The sequence below is a fragment of the Aminobacter sp. MSH1 genome, from assembly GCF_003071665.1.
Taxonomy (GTDB): Bacteria; Pseudomonadota; Alphaproteobacteria; order Rhizobiales; family Rhizobiaceae; genus Aminobacter; species Aminobacter niigataensis.
Genome location: NZ_CP026265.1, coordinates 2,446,667 through 2,468,784 on the forward strand (window position 1 = coordinate 2,446,667; position 22,118 = coordinate 2,468,784).

Consider the following 22,118-nt stretch of genomic DNA (forward strand, 5'->3'; position numbering starts at 1 on the left):
ACGTATCGGGGGCATGGTGGACTCCCCGTGAGGCCAGGTGGCCCAAGTTCCGCCTTCGCCCATTTGTGCGGAGGAATTGCCATGCCCCGAATGATCTCATCGCAAGAATTGATCCGCCTCGTCGGCACTGACCGGTGCCCGACGGTCGTCGACGTGCGCAGGGAGACGGTCTTTGCTGCTGCTCCGACACGGATCGCCGGCGCGCTATGGCGCGACCACATGAGGGTCGACGACTGGCTGCCGCAACTGCCTGCAGGGCGCCGGATCGCCGTCTATTGCGCGCACGGCCATAATGTCAGCGAGATAGCGCTCGCCAAGCTGCTGGCCGCCAGCGCTGACGCATCGATGCTTGAAGGCGGAATGGATGCCTGGCTGGCTGCCGGCGGTCCTGTCGTGGCACGCGAGGCGCCTGGTCTGGAGCCGGGGCTGCCGCGACCAAGCGAATGGGTGACGCGCGCGCGCCCCAAGATCGACCGCATCGCCTGTCCCTGGCTGATCCGGCGCTTCATCGATCCGCTGGCGGTTTTCCATTTCGTCTCGGCCGAATGGGTCAAGGACGTCGCCGACGAAACGGGTGCGATCCCCTATGACATCAAGGACGTGCACTATTCGCATCGCGGCGACGAGTGCACCTTCGATACCCTGATCTCGGAGTTCGGCCTGACCGATCCCGCACTTCTGCACCTCGCCCGCATCGTGCGCGGCGCCGACACGGCCCGGCTTGATCTCGAGCCGCAGGCGGCGGGCCTGCTTGCGATATCGCTCGGCCTGTCGGCGCTCGAAGAGGACGACCTCGCCCAGCTTGAGAAGGGCATGGCGATTTACGATGCGCTCTATGGCTGGTGTCGTTATGCAACTGGTGAAACCCACAACTGGCCGGCAAAGGCGATCTGACATGGACACGACGCCTTTCCGGGCCGCGCCTCCTTCATTCGGCGAGGCGACGCGGACCTTCGCCAGGATCGGCCTGTTGTCCTTCGGCGGGCCGGCCGGCCAGATCGCGCTGATGCACAAGATCCTCGTCGACGAGAAGCGCTGGCTCGACGAGCCGCGCTTCCTGCATGCGCTCAACTACTGCATGCTCTTGCCCGGGCCTGAGGCGATGCAGCTTGCGACCTATGCCGGCTGGCTCATGCACGGCGTCAAAGGCGGGCTGGTAGCCGGGCTGCTGTTCGTTTTGCCGGGGGCGCTGGTCATCACCGCACTGTCGGCGATCTATCTGACCGTCGGTCACGTCACGCTGGTGCAAGGGCTGCTGTTCGGGCTCAAGGCGGCGGTGCTTGCCGTCGTGCTCGAAGCCCTGATCAAGGTGTCGAAGCGGGCGCTGAAGAACGGCAGCATGGTCATCCTAGCCATCGCAGCATTCGTTGCCATTGCCTTCCTCAAGCTGCCGTTCCCGCGGATCGTGCTTGCTGCGGCCGCGATAGGGGCACTGCTGCATCTGACGGGCTTTGCCGGCAATGCCGGCGCCAAGGCCGCCGACGAGGATGACGTCGCCTATGCCATGCCCAAGTGGACGAAGCCGAGCACGCGGCGCTTCATCACCACGTTGTCGATATGGCTCGCCATCTGGTTCGTGCCGCTGGTCCTGATGTGGCAACTTCTCGGACCCGGCCACGTCTTCACCGCCGAAGCGACGTTCTTTTCCAAGATGGCGGCTGTGACCTTCGGCGGCGCCTATGCGGTGCTGGCCTATGTCGCCCAGCAGGCTGTCGAGGTGCATGGCTGGCTCAAGCCGGACGAGATGCTGACCGGCCTCGGCCTCGCCGAAACGACGCCGGGGCCGCTGATCCTGGTGCTGGTCTTCGTCGGGTTTCTCGGCGGGGCGCGATTGTCCAGCCTTGCCCCGCTGGCGGGCGGCATCGCGGGTGCAGCGGTGACGCTGTGGTTCACCTTCGTGCCCTGCTTCCTGTGGATCTTCGTTGGCGCGCCCTATGTCGAAACGGTGCGCAACGTGCGCTGGCTGGCCAGCGCGCTATCCGCAGTAACCGCTGCCGTCGTCGGCATCATCGCCAACCTTGCGGTGTGGTTCGCGCTTCATGTGTTGTTCGGTAATGTCGGGGAGAGAGTGGTTGGGCCGTTCTCGCTGCCGGTGCTGGATTTCGGCAGTTTCGACTGGCTTGCTGCGGTCATCGCCATCGTTGCGGGCGTGGCGCTGATCCGCTTCCACGCCAACATGATCGCCGTGCTGGCCGTCTCGGCGCTTGCCGGCATGGCCTGGCAGCTAACCTGAAGTAGCGCCTGTGTACGAAAAAGCCCCGCCACGGATTGCCGGGCGGGGCTTTGAAATGGTTTTGCTCGGGGCAGAAGGCTCAGTCGAACAGGCTGGATACCGATTCTTCGGTTGCCGTGCGCGAGATCGCTTCGCCGATCAGATCGCCGATCGAGACGACGCGAATGTTGTGGGCGTCCATCACCGACTGGGTCGGCTGGATCGAGTCGGTGATGACCAGTTCCTGCAGCTGCGAGCCGGCGATGCGGGCAGCAGCACCGCCTGAAAGCACGCCGTGGGTGATGTAGGCCGTAACGCTGGTGGCGCCTTTGGCCAGCAGTGCATCGGCTGCGTTGCACAGCGTGCCGCCGGAATCGACGATGTCGTCGATCAGCAGGCAGTCCTTGCCATGGACTTCGCCGATGACGTTCATCACTTCGGATTCACCGGGGCGCTCGCGGCGCTTGTCGACGATGGCGAGCTGGGCGTCGATGCGCTTGGCCAGCGCACGGGCGCGAACCACGCCGCCGACGTCGGGCGAGACCACCATGACGTTGCCAAGTTGCTTGTACTTGGCCTTGACGTCGCGGGCCATGACCGGAACCGAGAACAGGTTGTCGGTCGGGATGTCGAAGAAGCCCTGGATCTGGCCGGCATGCAGGTCGAGCGTCAGCACGCGGTTGGCGCCGGCGCGGGCGATCATGTTGGCGACCAGCTTGGCCGAGATAGGCGTGCGGCCCGAAGCACGGCGATCCTGCCGGGCGTAGCCGAAATAGGGGATGACCGCCGTGATGCGCCGTGCCGACGAGCGCATGAAGGCGTCGATCATGATGAGCAGTTCCATCAGGTGATCGTTGGTCGGAAACGAGGTCGACTGGAGGATGAAGACATCCTCGCCGCGCACGTTCTCTTGAATCTCGACAAAGATCTCCTGGTCGGCGAAGCGCCTGACGCTGGCCTTGCCCAGGGGAATGTTGAGATAGCGAGCGACAGCTTCTGCTAGCACCCGGTTGGAATTGCCCGCGAAGAGTTTCATACGCCGATCCTGGAAGTGAATATGAGCGGGCTTTTAGCGGCCTTGAGCCGTATTGCAAGCGGACTCGCCGTTGAATCCCAAAAAAGCGACATCTTGGAACGGAATGTCGCGGCTCAGCCCGGTTTTGCCGCCAGCCAGTCGGTGAGCTGGTCGATGGTGCTGTCGGCTATCGACTGCATGGTTGCGGGCGCCACGACCGGCCAGCCGTCGCCGCTGCCGATGGAAGGCGCAGTCTGCTGGCCGTTGATGCGGTGGAGCCGGGTGCCTGCCGGGTCGTAGACGTCCCAGACATAGACGACAGTCGTATCCTTGCCTTCGGTCATGGCGGAGAAATAGCCGCGCATGATGATGCCGGGCGGCGTGGTGTCGGTGCTTCCGGCCAGCGTGATGCCGCGTTCGCGGGCGCGGATGCCGAGCCGCTGGGTGAGTGGGGTTGCCGCCTCGACCGGGGTGCCGACAATGGGGGCGAACTGGACGCGCGTCTTTGCGACGATTGCGGCAGCCTGGGGCGACAGTGGCGCAGGCGCTGTGGCAGAGGGGGCGATTGTCGGCGCGCCGACGTCCGTGCCTTCCGCATTGGCCAGCGCGTTCGACTGGTCCGTCGGGGCGATGGCCGAGGGCTCGAGCACGTCCTTGGAGCTGTTGCAGGCCGAAAGTGCGACGAGCGCGGCCAAGCTTGCCGCGGCCACAAACCAACGTTTCATCTGCCTGTACTCCATGGCAAACGCCCCCCAGCGCTCATCGCAGTCATCGCACGATCAAGTCGAGATCATGGCGGGAAAGTGGCTTGGGCAAAGAATCGGTGGTCAGGTAGGTGCGTCCCAGGGTCATCGCGGTTTCGGTTTCCGAATCCATGATGATCATGTGGGCGAACAAGGTCATGTTGGGCGCGATCGGCTCGGGATTGCCCTGGTAGAACATCGGCATGTCCATCCAGGACGGCGTGAATCGCGCGCCGACCGAATAGCCGCAGGCGTTGAGCCGGTGCTTGGTCAGCCCATGCGCCTCCAGTGTGCGGGCGTGGGCGTCGAAGACGTCGCCGAACGTGTTGCCCGGCGTCATCGCCTTTTCGACTGCAAGCAATGCGTCGAGGGAGGCGTCGTAGAGCTCCTGGTGCCGCTTGGAGATCTTGCCGGTCAGTGCGGTCCGCATCATCGGCGCATGGTAATGGTTGAAGACGCCGGCCCATTCGAGCGTCAACTGGTCGTTCTTGTTGAGCTTGCGGCGTCCTGACTTGTAGCGGCAGAGCAGGGCATCGGCACCGGAGCCGATGATGAATTCGTTGGCCGGGTAGTCGCCGCCGCCGGAAAAGATCGCGCCCTGCATGGCGGCCAGGATCTTGGCCTCGTCGCCGCCCTGCTTGATCAGCGGCAGCGCCGCGTCGAGCGCGTCGTCGCCGAGGCTGGCGGCCTTTTCGGCCTTTTCGATCTCGGCCGGGCTCTTGAACAGGCGCAGCCGGCCGACAAGGCCCGAGGCATCGACGATCTGTCCGAAGGTCTGGAGCTGCTCGTCGAGGCGGCGGCCGTTGAAGGCGGTAAGGCCATGCGTGTCGTATTCGACGCCGATGCGCATGCCGAGCAGGCCGAGATCGTTGAGCAGGTTGCGCAGGTCGAGCGTCGGGTTGGCGTTGTCGCGGTCGGTCCACAGGACGATATTTTCAATGATCGAGGTGTGGCGGGCCTGGCGCAGGTCGGCCGAACGCGTCAGCAGCGTCATCGAACCGTCGGCCTTGACGATGAGCGACTGGAAGAAGCAGAAGCCGAAGGTGTCGTAGCCGGTCAGCCAGTACATGCTCTCCTGTGCGAACAGCAGCACCGCATCGAGCTTCTTTTCGGCCATCTCGATCATCAGCCGGTCGCGCCGGGCGTCGAATTCGGTTCGTTCGAAATGCAGCGCCATGCCGTCAGTCCTCCAGTGCAATTGCCGAAATCTGCCGCCCGTAATCAGCTTCCTTGCGATGCGTGGTGCGCCGATAGGAATAGAAGAGGTCTTCTTCCGCATAGGTGCAGCGGTTCAGCGCCTCGGCCGTCACGCCGGCGCGCCGCAGCCTGTCGACGGTGTAGAGGTTGAGGTCGAACATCGAATGACCGGGGTTTTCGGTCGGCGCGAAATAGCGCGCATTGTCGCCATCGGCCTCGGTAAAGCGGGCGACGAACTCCGGGCCAACCTCGTAGTTGGCAGCACTGATCGACGGGCCGAGCACGGCCAGGATGCGCTCGCGCCTGGCGCCGAGGCCTTCCATGGCAGTGACGGTGTTTTCGAGCACACCGGTAAACGCGCCCTTCCAGCCGGCATGGGCAGCGCCGATGACGCGCGCCTCAGGATCGGCGAACAGTACCGGTCCGCAATCTGCCGACGAGGCGCCAAGGGCGATGCCGGGCCGGTCGGTGACGATGGCGTCGGCCTTGGGCCTGTCGCCGGAAAACGGGCCGGTGGCGACGATCACATCGGGCGAATGGACCTGGTAAAGGCTGAGCAGATGGTCTGCCGCAACGCCCATCCAGCTGGCGACGCGGCGGCGATTCTCGGCCACGCGGACCTGGTCGTCGTCCGATCCGACACCGATGTTGAGGCCCTGGTAGATGCCTTCGGATACCCCGCCGATGCGGGTGAAATAACCGTGGCGGATGCCTTTGGCCTCCGCGCTGGCGAGCAAGTTGGACCGGATCGGGTCCGGTTTCGAGTCGTTCAGCATTGCCGCGTTGTCATCCCCGCATGCGATTTCGTCAAGGCCGGGCGCGGCGTCGCCGTTCCGCCTTGCTGTTGCGAGCGCGGACAGTGGGGCAGCGGCAAGCGTGCTGTCAACTGACGGCGGGGAAGGGAAGTTTTGTGCCAGCGGAAGCAATCGCGAGCACCTTGAACAGTGTGCCCATGGCATCGGGTCCGGCGAGGCGCTCGACTTCGCCGCCGATCTTTTCGCGCGTCGCCGCGTCCGCCGAAGCGCCGAGCCTGCCGGCGCGCTCGATCAGTCCAAGCGCCAGCAGGAACTCACCCTGGGCCGCCATATGCGCGTCGAGACCGTGCAGGCGGGCGGCAGTGGCAAGAGCGGCGAAATCGACATGCGAGGTCAGGTCCGCTTCGCCGGGATGGGCGAGCACGTCGTCATACTTGTGCTTGCGCAGGGCCTGCAGCGTGTCGCCGATGCCCGGCTCGATGTGGCCGTAGTCGAAGAACAGGCCGGCACCGCCCGAGGCTTCGATGCGCTCGGCAATTGCTTCCATGGTGGCGGTCCTTGCCGGGGCAAACTCGAAGATCGCGCCTTCGGGAGCCGTCTCGGCATCCTTCGGCAGCAAGGCGGCCGCGATGGTCGCCGGACCGGCAACGAAGGCCAGTTCGCCGTCCTCGCCGATGCCAACGGCGCGCTCGTGCCAGGCGGCGCCGATCTTGACGAACTGGCGCGTCGGGATGGCGTCGAACAGCTCGTTGCCCACGATGAACAAAGGAGCCTGGGGCAGGGTGGCGACGCTTTCGTGCCAGGCGATGTTCGTGCCGCTGGCGGCCAGCGTCTGCTTCTGGACTTTACGCAGCCGCGGGCTTGTCTCGATCATGGCGACATCGGCGGCGAAGGCCGGGTCGAGCTTCTGCAGCACCCGCAGCATGTCCTTCATCAGCGTGCCGCGACCGGGGCCGATCTCGGCGAGCAGCGCACCTCGTGGGCTGCCGGCGGCCTGCCAGGCCGCGTAAAGCCAGACGGCGACGAGTTCGCCGAACATCTGGCTGATCTCTGGCGCGGTGGTGAAGTCGCCGACCGCACCGAAGGGTTCACGCGTGGTGTAGTAGCCGTCCGCGGGGTCGAACAGGCACAGCGCCATGTAGTCGGCGATACCAATCGGCCCCGATGCGGCGATCAGGTTTGAAATGCGCTGCTTGAGCGCGGTCATGCCGGCTTTGCGGCTTGGGTCACCGGTTTGGCCGACAGCATCGCCCATACCCCGATCAGCACCATCGGCACCGACAGCACCATGCCCATGGTCAGCCAGCCGCCGAGGAGGTAGCCGATCTGCTGGTCGGGTTCGCGGAAGAACTCGACGATGATGCGCGACAGGCCGTAACCGCAGACGAAGGCGCCGGCGACGAAGCGCGGCGTCTTGAGCTTCTGCCTGGAGTGGGTAAGGAAGCGCAGCACGAGGAACAGCACCAGGCCTTCGAGCAGGGCTTCGTAGATCTGGCTTGGATGACGCAGGAACGGTCCTCCGGTGGGAAACTCGACCGCCCAGGGCACGTCTGTGACCCGCCCCCACAGCTCGGAATTGATGAAGTTGGCGACACGAACGAGCCCCAGGCCGACCGGCACTCCGGCGGCAACCACGTCGATCAGAGACCAGACAAGGATGCCGTGCTTGCGGGCGAACAGGAACATGGCGATCGTCACGCCGAGCAGGCCGCCATGGAACGACATGCCGCCTTGCCAGACGGCGAGTATGTCGAGCGGATTGGAGATGTAGCGAGCGAGGTCGTAAAACAGGATGTAGCCGATGCGGCCGCCAAGCACGACGCCGGCCGCAGCCCAGACCAGGAAGTCGTCGAGGGCTTCTGGCTTCATCGGCAGGATGCCGTTCGGCCACAGGCGGGTGTTGGTCACAAGCCGCTTGCCATACCACCAGGCAAACAGGATGCCGACGACATAACCCAGCCCGTACCAGTGAATGGCGAGCGGCCCGATCTGGACGATGACCGGATCGATGTTCGGAAAGGACAGGGCTGCCAGAGGCAGGGCAAGATATTCAGTCAATTCTATCTCCGGTCGAAGCGGTGGCGCGGACCATGCGGCAGCCCTTTGGCAGGGTCAAGGCAGGGGGCAGCCGCTCACCGAGATGTCATTGTTGGCAAGCCGGCATTTTTTGCCGCGGCGTTTGGCTGTCGCCGCAGGTCACGATATCCTTGCAATCTGTGCCTTGCCCTACTACGTCGAATGGACAACGCGAGGGTTTGCCATGACGACCGGACCGAACCGCATCCTGGATGAGTTTGCCAAGCTGATGACCGATGCCGCGGGTGCCGCGCAGGGCGTCAAGCGCGAGGTCGAGACCGCGTTCCGTTCGCAAGCCGAACGGGCGATGAATACGCTTGAGCTGGTGCAGCGCGAGGAGTTCGAAGCCGTCCGCGACATGGCGATCAAGGCGCGCGCCGAGAACAAGGCGATGGCCGTCCGCATCGAGGCACTCGAGTCGAAGCTCGCAGCCCTTGGCGGCGAAGATGCCGGCAAGGCCTCACCGGCGGCGTCGCCGAAGCCTCGTACAAAGAAATAATTCGTTAACTTTTCCACAAAGCGCCATCCGAAAAAGTGCTTTGTCGTGAATCGCTTACCGGCGCTTGATGAATGTGCGCCGCAGCCAGTTTCCACACCCGAATGCGGCAGTGCGAAAAATTGGGCTGTTCACGCGACTCCTGATCAATACACTGAATTTGTTGCATGATTCTTAGCGGGGTCACGCACCGGATGGCGCGGTCCGGCTGGGGGGTATTGAGTCCGGCAGCGCTGGTCGTCCGAGTTCAAGAATAAGTTTGTTCGTCGTGTGTGCCCTTTGCGCGGAGCGCGATGGCGCTCCCGGAACGACAGGAAGCATTTATGGAACTTCTCGAACTCGAGTTCTCGCGCGAAATCCATCCGGTGGATGTTATCGAGCAGGTGGCTCACAACAACGACTGGTCATTCGAGCGTGCCGGCGACGACGAAATCTCGATCTCTGTCGTCGGCAACTGGACCGACTACCAGATTTCCTTCTCTTGGATGGAAGACTTCGAGGCCCTGCACTTGGCCTGCGCCTTCGACATCAAGGTGCCGGAAAGCCGTACGCTGGAAATCCTGCGGCTGCTGTCGCTGATCAACGAGCAGATGCTGTTCGGTCATTTCGACCTGTGGGAGCAGGAGGGCGCAATCATGTTCCGCCAGTCGCTGCTGCTCGCCGGCGGCGTCGAGCCGACCAGCCAGCAGGTCGAGGTGCTGTTGTCTTCGGCGCTCGAAGCCTGCGAATGCTACTTCCAGGCGTTCCAGTTCGTCGTCTGGTCGGGCACCTCGGCCAAGGACGCGCTGGCAAGCGTGCTGTTCGAGACGCACGGAAACGCCTGAGACTGCCGCATGAGTTCGCACAACGAGCGCAAGCCCGAAATCAACTTTGCCGACTTCGACAAAGTCGACATCCGCACCGGCACGATCGTCGAGGTCGAGCCGTTTCCCGAGGCGCGCAAACCGGCGTTCAAGCTGAAGATCGATTTCGGCGCTGGGATCGGTATCAAGAAATCCTCGGCGCAGATCACCAAATATTATGCGCCGGAGACGCTTCTGGGCCGGCAGGTGTTTGCCGTGGTCAATTTCCCGCCGCGCCAGATCGGGCCGTTCATGTCGGAAGTGCTGACCCTCGGCTTCCCGGATGCCGAAGGCGACGTCGTGCTCGGCGCCATCGAGCGCAAGGTTCCCGACGGCGGCCGCCTGTTTTAGGACACGCCGCAATTCAGGGTGATGCCGGCCTGCAAATGGCGATTTCCTGCGCTTCCGGTACTCACGTACCCAAATGTGCGCTCCGTTCCGGTTCTCGGAACTCACCATTTTCGACTCGGCCTGACCTGAATTGTCGACGTGTCCTGGCCGTCTACGCGGTGTACGCCGCCTTCACATTGTCCAGGAACATCTCGGCACAGGCCGTCCAGGTGTAGCGCATGGCGCGTTTGCGCGCTTCGGCGCGGTCGACCTTGAGCGCGGCGAGCGCGGCTTGCTGCAAGTCCTCCGAAACTACGCCGCCGACACCGTCGCCGACGATGTCGATCGGGCCCGTGACTGGATAAGCGGCAACAGGCGTGCCGCTGGCCAGCGCTTCGATGATGACATTGCCGAAGGTGTCGGTGCGGCTGGGGAAGACGAAGACGTCGGCCGAGGCATAGATTTCGGCCAGTTCGTCGCTCGGGCGCCGGCCGAGGAAATGCGCTTCGGGGTACTTTGCCTTCAGCCGTTCGATCTCGGGCCCGTCGCCGACCAGCACCTTGGAGCCGGGCAAGTCGAGGTCGAGGAATGCGGGCAGGTTCTTTTCCACCGCGATGCGGCCGACGCAGAGGAATATCGGTCGGGGCAGGTCGAGATCGACCTTCTTGCCGGGGTGGAAGTGGTTGATGTCGACGCCGCGTGTCCAAGGCCTCAGCTTCTCGAAACCGCGTGACGCGAGGTCGTCGGCGAGCGACTTCGTCGCCACCATGCAGCCCTGGCCGGAATTGTGGAAGTTCCGTAGCAGGCCGTAGGTCCAGCTTTCGGGCAGCGGCAGGCGGGCGCTGACATATTCGGGAAAACGCGTGTGGTAGCTGGTGGTGAAGGGGCGGCCGTTGGCTCGGCAATAGCGTCGCGCCATCATGCCGAGCGGCCCTTCGGTGACGATGTGGATATGATCGGGCCGACGCTGCTCGATGATGCGGGCGACATTCCCGGGCGTGGTCAGCGCGAGACGGATGTCGGGATAGGTCGGCATCGGCAAGGTGCGGAAGATGTTCGGCGTCAGGAAGTCGGCCTCGGCACCAAAGGCGCCAAGCGTTTCGGCGAGCCGCTCGAGGGTGTGCACGACGCCGTTGATCTGCGGTTTCCAGGCGTCGGTGACCATCAGGATGCGCAAGAGATGTCTTCCCTGTTGCCCGTATCTCGATCAGCCAGGAATCGGCGAGCTTCCCGTTCGATGCGGCCGCCTTTGAGCAGATTGGCATGACACGCCGATGACGTCCCGTCCTTCTCGCAGTTGCGAAGACGAGGTTGCTTCTGCCCGAACAAGCATTTTCTTTGAGACGATTTTCCTGCCCACGCGCTCGGCGCGAAATCCGATCCTTTGTCGAAGCGGGGGCGTTTGCCGAGGATATGGCCAAGCTTCGCATGTCGCGGAGCGAGCCATCCTCCCAGCGGCTCTCAGCGAGACACCGAAATGACCGAGACCATCAATTCGATTTCCCACCGCAACGCGATCAGCCGGCGCACGGCCTTTGCAGCCCTTTTCGCCTCCGTCGTTACCGTCATCAGCTTCACCGTCCCGCACCAGGCCTTCGCCGAGGACAAGTCCGCGATCAAGGTCGGCATCATCTCCGGCGAGGACGAGGATGTCTGGCGCGTGGTCAAGGCCGAGGCGGCCAAGCAGGGCCTGACCGTCGAGACGGTCGTCTTCAACGACTACACCCAGCCGAACGAGGCGCTGGAGCGCGGCGAGATCGACGCCAACGCCTTCCAGCACCAGCCCTATCTCGACAACCAGATCAAGACCCAGGGCTACCACATCACCCCGGTGGGCTATACCGGGCTGTGGCCGATCGGCCTCTACTCCAAGAAGCACGCCAAGATCGAGGACCTGCCGGAAGCGGCGGTCATTGGCGTGCCCAACGATCCGTCCAACGAAGGCCGGGCGCTGCGGGTGCTGGCCGATGCCGGTCTGATCAAGCTCAAGGACGGGACCGGAATCCTGGCGACCGTCACTGATGTCGTCGACAATCCGAAGAAGTTCGAGATCAAGGAACTCGACGCCGGCATCGTCGGCCGTTCGGTCGAGGACCTCGACGCCGCTGTCGTCAACACCGACTGGGCGCTGAAGAGTGGACTGAGCGCCGACAACCGCATTGCCCAGGAACCCGTGGCCGACAATCCCTACCGCAACTTCATCGCGGTCAAGACCGGCGACGAGAACGAGGCTTGGGTCAAGAAGCTGGTCGCCGCCTACCAGAACGAGACGGTCAAGGCCGAGTTCGACCGCGTCTACAAGGGCACCGGCGTCGCCGCCTACTGAGCGCGAGCGGCCATCGACAACAGGCGGCTCGCTCATGGCGGGCCGCCTTCCGCTTTGCGGGGAGATTTCATGAACCAGCATTTCAGTTCCGCCGCCGCGACGTTGCCGCCTGGCGATGTTGCGCCCGCCGGCGATGTCGTGCGCATTGTCGACCTCAAGCGTCGGTTCGGCCGGACGCCGGCGGTCGACGGCGTGTCGCTGACGGTGCGCAAGGGCGAGATCCTCGGCATCATCGGCCGTAGCGGCGCTGGCAAGTCGACACTGATCCGCTGCCTCAACGGGCTGGAGCGTCCCGACGCCGGGCAGATCTTGGTCGAGGGGCGCGAGATCACCGGGTTGAGCGAGCGCGATCTGCAGCCGCTGCGCCGTCGCATCGGCATGATTTTCCAGCACTTCAACCTCTTGTCGGCGAAAACCGTCGAGGACAATGTCGCCCTGCCGCTGAAAATCGAGGGCAGGTCGAAGGCCGAGCGGCTCGCCCGTGCCGCCGAATTGCTCGACCTCGTCGGCCTCGCCGACAAGGCCAAGGCCTATCCGGCGTCGCTGTCCGGCGGGCAGAAGCAGCGCGTCGGCATCGCGCGCGCGCTTGCCGCGCGTCCGGCGCTGCTGCTCTCCGACGAGGCGACGTCGGCGCTCGATCCCGAGACGACGCGCTCGATCCTTTCGCTGCTCAAGGACATCAACCAGAAGCTCGGTCTGACGATCCTGCTGATCACTCACGAAATGGACGTGATCCGCACCATTGCCGACCGCATCGCCGTTCTCGATGCCGGCCGCATCATCGAGGAGGGGGCGGTGTGGTCCGTCTTTGCCGACGCGCAGTCGGAGGTGACGCGCAGCCTGCTCGGCGGCATCCGGCCGCAACTGCCCGCAGCGATCGCCGGACGCTTGGCGCGTTCAGGGCGCGAGGCGATCCTGCGCATCGACATTGCAGGAGAGGCGGCGCGGCGTCCGCTGCTGCAGGAACTCGCGGCGGCCGTTCCCGGCCGCTACCGCCTTGTCCATGGCGGCATCGACCACATCCAGGGCGAGCCGGTCGGAACGCTTTTCCTCGGTGCTGCGACACCGGTCGGCCGTCTCGCCGAAGTCGTCGATTTTCTCAATGCCCGGGGCGCCCGGGTCGAGGTGCTTGGTCATGTCACCGATGATGTTTGAACTTCTCCTGCGCTCGCTTTGGGAAACGGTGCTGATGACGGCGGCATCGGGCCTGATCTCGCTGGTCTTCGGCCTGCCGCTCGGCCTGGCGCTTGTCGCCACGGATCGCGGTGGCATCGCCGAGCAACTGTGGCTGAACCGTATCCTCGGCGGCATCGTCAACGGCTTCCGCTCGGTGCCCTTCATCATCCTGCTCGTCGCGCTGATTCCGCTGACGCGGCTTATCGTAGGCACCTCGATCGGCACCTGGGCGGCGATCGTGCCGCTGGCGATTGCCGCGACGCCTTACTATGCGCGCATCGCCGAAGTGTCGTTGCGTGAGGTCGACCGTGGCCTGATCGAGGCCGTGCGCGCCATGGGCGGCGGCCGCTGGGCGATCATCCGCGAGGTGCTGGTGCCGGAAGCGCTGCCGGGCATCGTCGCCGGCTTCACCGTCACTTTGGTGACGTTGGTCGGCGCCTCGGCCATGGCGGGCGCGATCGGTGCCGGCGGTCTCGGCGACCTCGCCATCCGCTACGGCTACCAGCGTTTCGAGACGGCGGTGATGGTTGCAGTGGTGATCGTGCTCATCGTGCTCGTCTGCGGCATCCAATGGGTCGGCGACAGGCTGGTGACGCGGCTCGACCGGCGCGGCTGAAGCCCGGTCAGGCCGGCACGCGGATCATGGCGCGCAGGCCGCCAAGCGGGCTGTCGCTCAACTTGATGTCGCCGCCATGGCTGCGGGCGATGTCGCGGGCGACCGCCAGCCCGAGCCCGGTGCCGGTCGAATCGAGGTTGCGCGCCTCATCGAGGCGATAGAACGGCTTGAACACCTCTTCGCGCTTCTCTTCCGGGATGCCGGGGCCGTTGTCGTCAACCATGACCACCAGCATGCCGCGGTCATGGACGGCCTTGACCTCGACTTCCTTGGCATAACGGAATGCGTTGCCGACGACGTTCTGCAGCAGGCGGGCGAAGGCGTTGGGGCGGACATGCACTTCGGGCTCGCCGACCAGCGTGACCTTGAGCTTGCGCTTGCGCAGCTTGGCTTCCTCGCCAAGCTTGTCGAGATAACTGGTGAGGTCGAAGCGCCCTGGATCCTCGGCCGCCTCGCCGCGGGCGAAGGCGAGATAGGCCTCGAGCATCGACTGCATGTCGTCGATGTCCTGGCTCAGAGCCTCGCGATCGATCTTGTTGCCCGACAGCGCAAGCTGCAGCTTGAAGCGGGTCAGGATAGTGCGAAGGTCGTGGCTGACACCGGTCAGCATCGCTGTACGCTGGTCGATCTGGCGCTCGATGCGCTCGCGCATCTGGATGAAGGCAAAGCCGGCGCGGCGCACTTCCTCGGCACCGCGCGGACGGAAATTCGCAGGCATCGGCCGCCCCTTGCCGAAGCTCTCCGCCGCCTCGGTCAGTTGCAGGATCGGGCGGATCTGGTTGCGCAGGAAGGGGATGGCGATGGTCAGCAGCACCAGCGAGGTGCCGACCATCCACAACAGGAAGATGTGGGTGTTCGAGGCGTAGGCCTGGCTGCGGCGAACGAAGATGCGCAGCACCTTGTCGTCGAGCTGGACGCGCACTTCGACGACGTTCGAGTTGCCGACCGTATCGAGCCAGAACGGCTTGTTGATCTGCCTGCGGATTTCAGTTGAGAGCGCCTGGTCGAGAATGGAGAAGAACGGTTTGGGGCCGGGCGGGGGTAGCGGTTCGGGCGGCAGCAGGTCGATCTTCAGCAGCATGCGCTCCTGGGCGATGCGGATGATCTGGGCGTAGTTCTCCGGCTGCGGGAAGGTGTCGAGCAGGTCGATGATGCCGGCAATGTCGCGGGTCACCGCTTGCGACAGGCGCACCGTCACCGTCTGCCAGTGGCGCTCCATGAAGACGAAGGCGACGACCGACTGCAAGAGGATCATCGGGGTGATGACGATGAGCAGGGAGCGGGCGTAGAGCCGCTTCGGCATGTAGAGCGCAACCCGCCGCCAGAAGCGGTTCCAGCTTCTCGGCACGGCCGTCAGCGCACGCCATGCACGTGTGCCGATACCGCCTCCGCCGGGCCCTTCCATGTCGGTGGTTGCCATCCGCCCTTCCGTTTCGCCGCCAGCCGGACTTCGTCCCGCTCGGCCTGCGTTGATCCTAGTGCACGCTCGACAGTTCTGAAACTGTCTTTGAAGTTCAACAGCTTACGTTGTCAAACGTTGCGTTGTCCCGTGCTGAAAACATAGGGATTTTTCTTGAGTTTCCAAATGTCAGGCCGTTCGTCGTCGCCGAAAGACGATTGACGGGAACTGCGCCGACACTATGTCGGGTCACTTGCGTGGAGATGATCAAGGCACGCCCCGGCGTCCCGCGTCCAAGCGGGCGCGGCACCGCGGGTTGTAGCCGGTGCCGGCGGCTTGGCCGAGGGTTTTCGCAGGCCACGAGCCGAGCCGCGCACGGCAAATCCGGGCCAGGCGTCGCCTTTGCAGCGGCGCCTGGAGGATGAACGAGGACGACGAAGCGGTCGCTTAGATGCCGAGCAACGTCTTGGCTTCGTTGAGCGCAGCCTCCGATCCGGCGTGATCTCCGGCGGCATGCAGTTGCTCGCCCTTGGTGCGCAACTCCTTGACCTTTGTCATGTCCGCCTCCGCGAGTGTCGAAGCGGGCAGCGCTGCGTCGATCGCAGCCATGATGCTCGGGCAGGAATTGGCGAAAGCGGTTGCTGGAAAGACTGACAGGGCAAATGCAAGCGTAATTGCGCGTAACATGGCTGTTTCTCCCATGCCGGGCCGCGGAATGCGGCACGTCTGTCGCCGGCGCGCGCGATACTACAATGGAGGGGCCGGTCTCAACAACCGGCCGATGCTCGGAAGGTTCGCTGCGCAGGCTGGAGACCGTTATTCCACGCTCAGCCGATAGCCGATGCCGCGCACCGTCTGCAGCCAGACGGGGTTGGCCGGGTCGCGCTCGATCTTGCGCCGCAGGCGATTGATCTGGACGTCGATGGTGCGCTCGCCGACTTCGGAATCGCCGGTCACCAACTCGTGGCGGGGGATGGTCTCGCCGGCGCGCGCGGCAAAGATGGCAAGGATTTCCTGTTCGCGGTCGGTCAGCTTGAGGGCTTCGCCGCCACGCTTGAGTTCGCGGCGCGCGATCTGGAAGGTGTAGGGGCCGAACACCAGCTGCTCGACCTTCGGCGTCGTTGCCGGCCCGCCTCGGCGCAGGATGTTGTTGATCCTGAGGATCAGCTCGCGCGGGTCGAATGGCTTGGGCAGGTAGTCGTCGGCGCCGGCCTCCAGGCCGGTGATGCGGCTGTCTGTCTCGGAAAGTGCGGTCAGCATCAGGATCGGCACGTCCTTCTGGTCGCGCAGCGATCTGGTCAGTTCGACGCCGGTCTCGCCCGGCATCATCACGTCGAGGATGAGAAGGTCGAAGTCGAGGCCCGCCAGCTTGCGGCGTGCCTCGTCGGCATTGCCGGCGACCGTCACGCGAAAGCCGTTCTCGGTCAGGTATTGCTTGAGCAGGTTTCGGATGCGCGTGTCGTCGTCGACCACGAGCAGGTGCGGAGCATCATCGCCCAGCGTGGCCGGATTGGCCGTCTTGTCGTTATTCTCCATGGTCTTTCCCCGGCGTGTTTCCGGGCAGATGATCAATCTGCGCCCTTAATTCGGGATTGACCATCGCCTTGAGGAATCGTTCGATCCAGGCGCGTTCGGTCTCTCCCGCGCCCTCCAGTGCCGCATCGATGCGGCGTGACTGTGGCCGCGCCAGCGCCAGGGTCAGCGTCCGGCCTTTCGGCGTGGGATAAAGCTCGCGCTGACGGCGGTCGCGCGGACCCTGGACCTGGACGATATAGCCCGCATCGATCAGCTGCTTGAGAACCCGCGCAAGGCTCTGCTTGGTGATCTTCAGCACGTCGAGCAACTCGGCGACGGTCAGCCCCGGCATGCGGTTGACGAAGTGCAGCACGCGGTGGTGCGCACGACCGAAACCGTACTCGGCAAGTATCTGATCCGGGTCCGAAGTGAAATCGCGATAGGCGAAGTAAAGCAACTCGATGATCGAGAAGTCGATGCCGTCGTCGGCCGTCACTGCGGTTCGGATCGGTTGGGCGGCTGCGCCGCTGCGTTGTGCCATAGAGTTCCTGCTCGTCAATTTATGTCAGCACTGTTGACATAAATTAGGTGCGATGGTAATTTTTGCCAAGCTTTTCGGCGGATTGCGAATGAAAAGGCAAGGTACGGTGGTTTTTTCCGAAACATCGTGAGTTTGCTTTGGTATTCTAGCCCGCCTACGCTTTATCCAGCAGGCCCCTTACGGGCCATTAAGAACGATACGAAACGATAGGCAGGCTCCCGCCTGCGGGAAGGTTTACCATGGCATCCGTTCCTTTCGACCAACTCGATGGCTTCATCTGGATGAACGGCGAGTTCGTCCAATGGGCCGACGCCAAGATTCACGTACTAACCCATGGCCTGCACTATGCAAGCGCGGTGTTCGAAGGCGAACGCGCCTATGGCGGCGAGATCTTCAAGCTGACGGAGCACACCGAGCGCCTGCATGAATCGGCCCGGCTCCTTGGCTTCACCATTCCCTATTCGGTGGACGTGATCGACGATGCCTGCCGCGAGCTGCTGAAGAAGCAGGGCTTCAAGGACGCCTATGTGCGCCCGATCGCCTGGCGCGGCAGCGAGGAAATGGGCGTCGCCGCCCACAAGAACCGCATCAACGTTGCCGTCGCCATCTGGCAGTGGCCGAGCTATTTCGACCCGGCGCAGAAGCTGAAGGGCATCCGCCTCGACATCGCCGAATGGCGCCGTCCCGACCCGCGCACAGCACCTTCGAAGTCGAAGGCGGCCGGCCTCTACATGATCTGCACGCTGTCCAAGCATGCGGCCGAGGCCAAGGGTTATGCCGATGCGATGATGCTCGACTGGCGCGGCCAGGTCGCCGAGGCGACCGGCGCCAACATCTTCTTCGTCAAGGACGGCAAGGTCCACACGCCGACGCCGGATTGCTTCCTCGACGGCATCACCCGCCGCACGGTGATCGGGCTTGCCAAGGATCGCGGCATCGAGGTGATCGAACGCGCCATCATGCCGGAAGAACTGGCAGGCTTCGAGCAGTGCTTCCTGTCCGGCACGGCAGCCGAAGTGACGCCGGTTTCGGAGATCGGCCAGTACCGATTCGAGGTCGGCGAAATCGCCAAGACGCTGATGAACGACTATTCGGCAGCGGTTCAGCCCAAGCATGCCATTGCTGCGGAATAACCAGCAAATACAATAGCTAAGGATTGCAAGGGGGCGGTTTTCGGACCGCCCCTTTTGCTTGCCTCGTGGCGCATTTGACATTCGCCGATTTCAGCGTCTCATGTTGACGTCGGCAGACTGAGGGCCGGCATGCAATTTGGAGGGAATTGTTATGGAATCGCTTCTTCCGATCATCATACAGATTGTAACCGGCGTAATCGGTGGACAGGCCGTCGGCGCGGCGATCAAGACAGCTGCGATGGGGCAGGTGACGAAGCTGATCGCAGGCGGCGTCGGTGGTATTGCAGGCGGCCAGATCCTCGGCAGTCTCCTTGGCGGCGCTGCTGATCCGGCAACCGCCGGCGCGCTCAGCGGCATCCTTGGCGACGTGGTCGGCGGCGCAGGCGGCGGCGCCATCCTGACGGCGATCGTTGGCGCCGTCATGGGCGCGATGAAGAAGTAAAAGCGTTTCAGACGGAATTCGGATTGGGCGGCTGCGGCCGCCCATTTCATTTTTGACAGAGGCTGCCAGGCTGATCGCTGTGGACGAATGTCGCGACTGACCCAACAGCGCCGCGCATCCAATTGGACGCGCAAAGGACGCTGTAAATATTGAATTGGTGCATGATCCTTTCCGAAAATCCATTCCGATTTTCGGGGTCATGCACTATGTCGGGGCAAAGATCAGAAAGGACAGCCATGGGACAGCTCAATGCCGGGATCGTGCCGGTCACGCCCTTCCAGCAGAATTGCACGATCCTCTTCGACACCGAAGACAAGACCGGCGTCGTCGTCGATCCGGGCGGGGACGTCGACACCATCCTTTCGGTGCTCAAGGATAACGGCATCAACATCACGGCCATCTGGCTGACGCACGGCCATATCGACCATGCCGGCGGGGCGATGGAGCTCAAGGACGCGCTCGGCGTCGACATCATCGGACCGCATGAGGCCGACAAGCCGCTGCTCGACAACCTCGTCACGCAGGCGCAGAAATTCGGCATGGGCGGCTCGGTGCGCAATTGCGTGCCCGACCGGTTCCTGACCGAAGGCGAGACGGTCTCGTTCGGCAGCCATGTGTTCGAGGTGCTGCACTGCCCTGGCCACGCGCCCGGCCACGTCGTCTACTACAATCGCGAGGCAAAGTTCGCCCATGTCGGCGACGTGCTGTTCCAGGGCTCGGTCGGCCGCACGGACCTCTATGGCGGCGACCATGCGACGCTGATCCGCTCGATCAAGGAGAAGCTCTTGCCGCTCGGCGACGAGATCGGCTTCATCTGCGGTCACGGGCCCGGCAGCCGTTTCGGTGACGAGCGCCGGAGCAATCCCTATCTGGTCTGAGACCGCGGGTGTCCCGACCGGCGCGAAATGAAAAACGGCGCCAACCGCAAGGCTGGTGCCGTTTGTTATTGTCGTCGCGTCGGGCTGCTTTCGAACGGCCGGGCAGGGAAGGCCGTTCGACGAAGCCCGTGAACGTTAGTTGGCGGTGCAGAAATGCTCCAGCCCGTCATAGCCGGTGAAGGTGCCGCTGCGCGGCTTGAAGCTGCGGTACCGATCCGAGCAGTAGCTGTACCATTCCGGGCTCCACGGCTCGATTGCGTAGCTGTTGCGGTAGACCACGCGGCGCTGCACCGGGGCAGGGCGGTAATAGTCCTCGCGATAGACGCGGCGCGGCTGCGGCTCGTAGTCGTAATAGTCGTCGTAGACCGGCTGCGAACGGTTGCCATTGCCGGCGATGACCGCACCGGCGATCAGGCCAAGCGCGCCGGCGGCGACGATCGCGCCGGTGTTGTCGTGGCGGTTGTGGCGGCGCCAGCGCTCACCGGCCTCGGCCACCGGCAGGGTGGCGAGCGTGGTGGCGGCAACGGCTGCCGAAAGGACGAGGGTCTTGATGGTGCGGTTCATGTCGGGTCTCCTTCGCCGTCCGGCCCGTATCGAGGCAGGAAATGAGCGTCGACAACATGTCTAGGGGACCGAGGCTGAACGCAGCCTGAACAGACTTTCGGCGAAACATTCGAGCCGATCGAAGCCGACAGACGCCATGCGGCGCGGCGTCAGGCACTGCTGCGCAAATGTGGCCGGTGCTCAAGCCCGGCCCGGATCGCGGGCTCTCAGCCTACGGTCAGATTGACTGCCTTCGGGCCCTTGCCGCGCTTGTCCGGCTCGGTGTCGAAAGAAACCTTCTGCCCATCCTCAAGACCGGGAAGGCCTGACGCCTGCACAGCCGAGATGTGGACGAAGACATCCTTCGCCCCGTCGTCCGGCGTGATGAAGCCGAAGCCTTTGGCATGATTGAAGAACTTGACGGTGCCGGTCTGCGGCATGGGAAACTCCTCTGATCCCATCAATTCCAGTTCTTCGGGCCGGCAAATGCCCGAAGTGGAAATTTGTCGTTCATTTTTGGGCCATCGGCAAGCAAAAGTTTTGCTCTCCGGCGCCGCCCGAAAGCGGCGCCTGGCCCGCAAAAACACGGCTTTCAGCGGTGCCTGGGCGACGTTTTCCGGCTCAGTATTCGCAGTAGCGGATCGGCCCGATCTGGATGCAAGAAGGTGGCCGTGGGCGGTGCGGATCGAACCTGCTGTAGACCCGTACGCGGCAGTTGGGGCCGATATGGCGGTGGGGCACGTTGCCGTAGCGCGGCAGGAAGTGCCGGCGAACATCGCGGTGGCAGTCGCGCACCTGGATCGGCGGGCGGACTCGGACCGGCCGGCAGTCGGGCCGCCGGTGGACATGCCATTCGGTACGGCCGAATTGCGGAACGAAGTGGCGCTGGGGATCGCCGTGGCAGCCACGGACCTGGACCAGCAGGCCGGGGCCGGCTTGCGGCATGTCACTTGTCGGCATGGCCGCAGCGGGGCCGCCGTAGCCCAGGCCTGCAACAAGCAGCGCCGCGCTCAGAGCATTCAGGAATTTCATCGTCGGCCTCCTCCAGGGCGGGGCGGTTTCAGCTCCCGGCGTAGGAATATGCCATGATTGTCACGGCCTCGCCAGACCGTGGCGAGCCGCGCAGGCGCTGCTATCTCCTTGATTGGCCGAGTGATATTCGGAATTGTATGGACGAAAAGGAAAGGGCGCGACGGTTGCCCATCGCGCCCTTCAATCACAACTGCAACCTTGCTTGGCTTAAGCCGCGCGGAGGTTGACCGCCTTGGGACCCTTGCCCATGCGGTCAGGCTCGACGTCGAAGGTGACCTTCTGGCCATCGACGAGCGTGCGCAGGCCGGAAGCCTCGATAGCGGAGATGTGGACGAAAACGTCCTTGGCGCCGCCATCCGGCGTAATGAAGCCGAAGCCTTTGGTTGCGTTGAAGAATTTTACGGTACCGGTCTGGGCCATTGGGAGAACTCCTTCACCCGTTCAGTGGTCTGGACCTGCCAGCCGCCTGGCGTCGGCGGCAAGTCGGTGGTTTTGCTTGGCGGTCATGCATTCGCGCACGATAAAAACCCCCCGCCGAGTCACGGGGTCGTCAGAGATTCACAGTATCGGGGAAAGGGTCGTGCAAAACGTTCCAGTCTCCGGGTCAGCAAACGCCCGAACTGGATGTGATATTGCATGGAAACGCGTAGGTTGCAAGATGTCGCGGCCAATGGCCGATGGCACTTCGCAGCGTCGCATCAATATACGACATTCTGAAAACAGCCATTGGCCAGATTGCCGCGTCTGATGGGGCAGTTCGCCCTTGACGGATTGCTTTCGTTGACAGAATCGCGAGGATCGGGGCAGGGGCTGAAACAATTCCCGCAGAGGCGGGAACGAGAGGGAGCTAA

At 63.8% G+C, this 22,118-nt stretch carries 26 protein-coding genes; 11 read left to right on the top strand and 15 right to left on the bottom strand.

The annotated features are described in order from the left end of the window. Positions 1-81: 81 nt before the first annotated feature. Positions 82-894 carry a sulfurtransferase/chromate resistance protein gene (locus CO731_RS12115; RefSeq protein WP_199914591.1) on the top strand — a complete coding sequence of 271 codons (813 nt, stop codon included), beginning with the start codon at positions 82-84 and terminating at the stop codon, positions 892-894. A gap of 1 nt (position 895) precedes the next feature. Next, on the top strand, positions 896-2,233 hold the full coding sequence (gene chrA / locus CO731_RS12120) for a chromate efflux transporter (protein ID WP_108607315.1): 1,338 nt from the start codon (positions 896-898) through the stop codon (positions 2,231-2,233). 79 nt (positions 2,234-2,312) lie between these two features. Here the strand turns inward: chrA and CO731_RS12125 are convergent, their stop codons facing one another. The 6 genes from CO731_RS12125 to lgt form a co-directional block, all read right to left on the bottom strand. Continuing rightward, complete coding sequence (locus tag CO731_RS12125) at positions 2,313-3,248, bottom strand: ribose-phosphate pyrophosphokinase (protein ID WP_108607316.1); 936 nt, start codon at positions 3,246-3,248, stop codon at positions 2,313-2,315. Between the two features lie 113 nt (positions 3,249-3,361). Further along, a complete protein-coding gene (locus tag CO731_RS12130) occupies positions 3,362-3,952 on the bottom strand; it encodes a hypothetical protein (RefSeq protein WP_108607317.1) in 591 nt (196 codons plus the stop codon). A 43-nt stretch (positions 3,953-3,995) separates the two neighbouring features. After that, positions 3,996-5,147 carry a Xaa-Pro peptidase family protein gene (locus CO731_RS12135; RefSeq protein WP_108607318.1) on the bottom strand — a complete coding sequence of 384 codons (1,152 nt, stop codon included), beginning with the start codon at positions 5,145-5,147 and terminating at the stop codon, positions 3,996-3,998. A gap of 4 nt (positions 5,148-5,151) precedes the next feature. Continuing rightward, on the bottom strand, positions 5,152-5,943 hold the full coding sequence (gene pgeF / locus CO731_RS12140; RefSeq protein ID WP_108607319.1) for a peptidoglycan editing factor PgeF: 792 nt from the start codon (positions 5,941-5,943) through the stop codon (positions 5,152-5,154). Positions 5,944-6,049: 106 nt separating this feature from the next. Continuing rightward, the gene (locus CO731_RS12145; RefSeq protein ID WP_108609795.1) at positions 6,050-7,129 is read right to left on the bottom strand and encodes a class I SAM-dependent methyltransferase; all 1,080 of its coding nucleotides are present in this window, start codon (positions 7,127-7,129) and stop codon (positions 6,050-6,052) included. After that, a complete protein-coding gene (gene lgt, locus CO731_RS12150; RefSeq protein ID WP_108607320.1) occupies positions 7,126-7,980 on the bottom strand; it encodes a prolipoprotein diacylglyceryl transferase in 855 nt (284 codons plus the stop codon). Before lgt ends, CO731_RS12145 begins: the two co-directional genes overlap by 4 nt. Before the next feature lie 202 nt (positions 7,981-8,182). Between lgt and CO731_RS12155 the strand changes: the two genes are divergently transcribed. The 3 genes from CO731_RS12155 (at position 8,183) to CO731_RS12165 (ending at position 9,687) form a co-directional block, all read left to right on the top strand. After that, a complete protein-coding gene (locus CO731_RS12155; RefSeq protein ID WP_108607321.1) occupies positions 8,183-8,497 on the top strand; it encodes an accessory factor UbiK family protein in 315 nt (104 codons plus the stop codon). 320 nt (positions 8,498-8,817) lie between these two features. Further along, positions 8,818-9,318, top strand: coding sequence for a YbjN domain-containing protein (locus CO731_RS12160; RefSeq protein WP_055970456.1), 501 nt, complete (start codon positions 8,818-8,820; stop codon positions 9,316-9,318). Between the two features lie 9 nt (positions 9,319-9,327). Further along, positions 9,328-9,687, top strand: coding sequence for a tRNA-binding protein (locus CO731_RS12165; protein ID WP_108607322.1), 360 nt, complete (start codon positions 9,328-9,330; stop codon positions 9,685-9,687). Positions 9,688-9,838: 151 nt separating this feature from the next. On the opposite strand, the gene CO731_RS12170 is transcribed toward CO731_RS12165, so the two are convergent. After that, positions 9,839-10,843, bottom strand: a complete 1,005-nt coding sequence (locus tag CO731_RS12170) for a glycosyltransferase family 1 protein (protein ID WP_108607323.1) — start codon at positions 10,841-10,843, stop codon at positions 9,839-9,841. A 300-nt stretch (positions 10,844-11,143) separates the two neighbouring features. Here CO731_RS12170 and CO731_RS12175 point away from each other — a divergent pair, with 300 nt between their 5' ends. The 3 genes from CO731_RS12175 to CO731_RS12185 all read left to right on the top strand — a co-directional run bounded on the left by CO731_RS12175 (position 11,144) and on the right by CO731_RS12185 (position 13,784). Further along, positions 11,144-11,992 carry a MetQ/NlpA family lipoprotein gene (locus CO731_RS12175; RefSeq protein WP_108607324.1) on the top strand — a complete coding sequence of 283 codons (849 nt, stop codon included), beginning with the start codon at positions 11,144-11,146 and terminating at the stop codon, positions 11,990-11,992. 69 nt (positions 11,993-12,061) lie between these two features. Continuing rightward, positions 12,062-13,147, top strand: coding sequence for a methionine ABC transporter ATP-binding protein (locus tag CO731_RS12180; RefSeq protein ID WP_108607325.1), 1,086 nt, complete (start codon positions 12,062-12,064; stop codon positions 13,145-13,147). Further along, complete coding sequence (locus CO731_RS12185; RefSeq protein ID WP_108609796.1) at positions 13,128-13,784, top strand: methionine ABC transporter permease; 657 nt, start codon at positions 13,128-13,130, stop codon at positions 13,782-13,784. The genes CO731_RS12180 and CO731_RS12185 overlap by 20 nt, the downstream gene beginning before the upstream one ends. Before the next feature lie 7 nt (positions 13,785-13,791). On the opposite strand, the gene CO731_RS12190 is transcribed toward CO731_RS12185, so the two are convergent. From CO731_RS12190 to CO731_RS12205, 4 genes are all read right to left on the bottom strand, one after another. Then, the gene (locus CO731_RS12190; RefSeq protein WP_108607326.1) at positions 13,792-15,204 is read right to left on the bottom strand and encodes an ATP-binding protein; all 1,413 of its coding nucleotides are present in this window, start codon (positions 15,202-15,204) and stop codon (positions 13,792-13,794) included. Between the two features lie 426 nt (positions 15,205-15,630). Beyond that, positions 15,631-15,870, bottom strand: coding sequence for a hypothetical protein (locus tag CO731_RS12195; protein ID WP_108607327.1), 240 nt, complete (start codon positions 15,868-15,870; stop codon positions 15,631-15,633). Between the two features lie 129 nt (positions 15,871-15,999). After that, positions 16,000-16,719 carry a response regulator transcription factor gene (locus CO731_RS12200; protein WP_108607328.1) on the bottom strand — a complete coding sequence of 240 codons (720 nt, stop codon included), beginning with the start codon at positions 16,717-16,719 and terminating at the stop codon, positions 16,000-16,002. After that, complete coding sequence (locus CO731_RS12205) at positions 16,709-17,239, bottom strand: MarR family winged helix-turn-helix transcriptional regulator (protein ID WP_055970444.1); 531 nt, start codon at positions 17,237-17,239, stop codon at positions 16,709-16,711. Before CO731_RS12205 ends, CO731_RS12200 begins: the two co-directional genes overlap by 11 nt. A gap of 239 nt (positions 17,240-17,478) precedes the next feature. Here CO731_RS12205 and CO731_RS12210 point away from each other — a divergent pair, with 239 nt between their 5' ends. The 3 genes from CO731_RS12210 to CO731_RS12220 all read left to right on the top strand — a co-directional run bounded on the left by CO731_RS12210 (position 17,479) and on the right by CO731_RS12220 (position 19,692). After that, the gene (locus CO731_RS12210; protein WP_108607329.1) at positions 17,479-18,372 is read left to right on the top strand and encodes a branched-chain amino acid aminotransferase; all 894 of its coding nucleotides are present in this window, start codon (positions 17,479-17,481) and stop codon (positions 18,370-18,372) included. Positions 18,373-18,523: 151 nt separating this feature from the next. Further along, positions 18,524-18,814, top strand: coding sequence for a hypothetical protein (locus tag CO731_RS12215; protein WP_108607330.1), 291 nt, complete (start codon positions 18,524-18,526; stop codon positions 18,812-18,814). Positions 18,815-19,050: 236 nt separating this feature from the next. Beyond that, positions 19,051-19,692 (top strand): MBL fold metallo-hydrolase, encoded by a 642-nt coding sequence (locus CO731_RS12220; protein WP_108607331.1) that lies wholly within the window; start codon positions 19,051-19,053, stop codon positions 19,690-19,692. Between the two features lie 135 nt (positions 19,693-19,827). On the opposite strand, the gene CO731_RS12225 is transcribed toward CO731_RS12220, so the two are convergent. From CO731_RS12225 to CO731_RS12240, 4 genes are all read right to left on the bottom strand, one after another. Beyond that, entirely contained in the window at positions 19,828-20,256 is a 429-nt protein-coding gene (locus tag CO731_RS12225) for a BA14K family protein (RefSeq protein ID WP_108607332.1), read from the bottom strand. Between the two features lie 206 nt (positions 20,257-20,462). Further along, the gene (locus tag CO731_RS12230; protein ID WP_018428999.1) at positions 20,463-20,675 is read right to left on the bottom strand and encodes a cold-shock protein; all 213 of its coding nucleotides are present in this window, start codon (positions 20,673-20,675) and stop codon (positions 20,463-20,465) included. A 181-nt stretch (positions 20,676-20,856) separates the two neighbouring features. Then, on the bottom strand, positions 20,857-21,267 hold the full coding sequence (locus tag CO731_RS12235; RefSeq protein WP_108607333.1) for a hypothetical protein: 411 nt from the start codon (positions 21,265-21,267) through the stop codon (positions 20,857-20,859). Between the two features lie 207 nt (positions 21,268-21,474). After that, positions 21,475-21,687, bottom strand: a complete 213-nt coding sequence (locus CO731_RS12240) for a cold-shock protein (protein WP_006202520.1) — start codon at positions 21,685-21,687, stop codon at positions 21,475-21,477. Positions 21,688-22,118 lie beyond the last annotated feature (431 nt).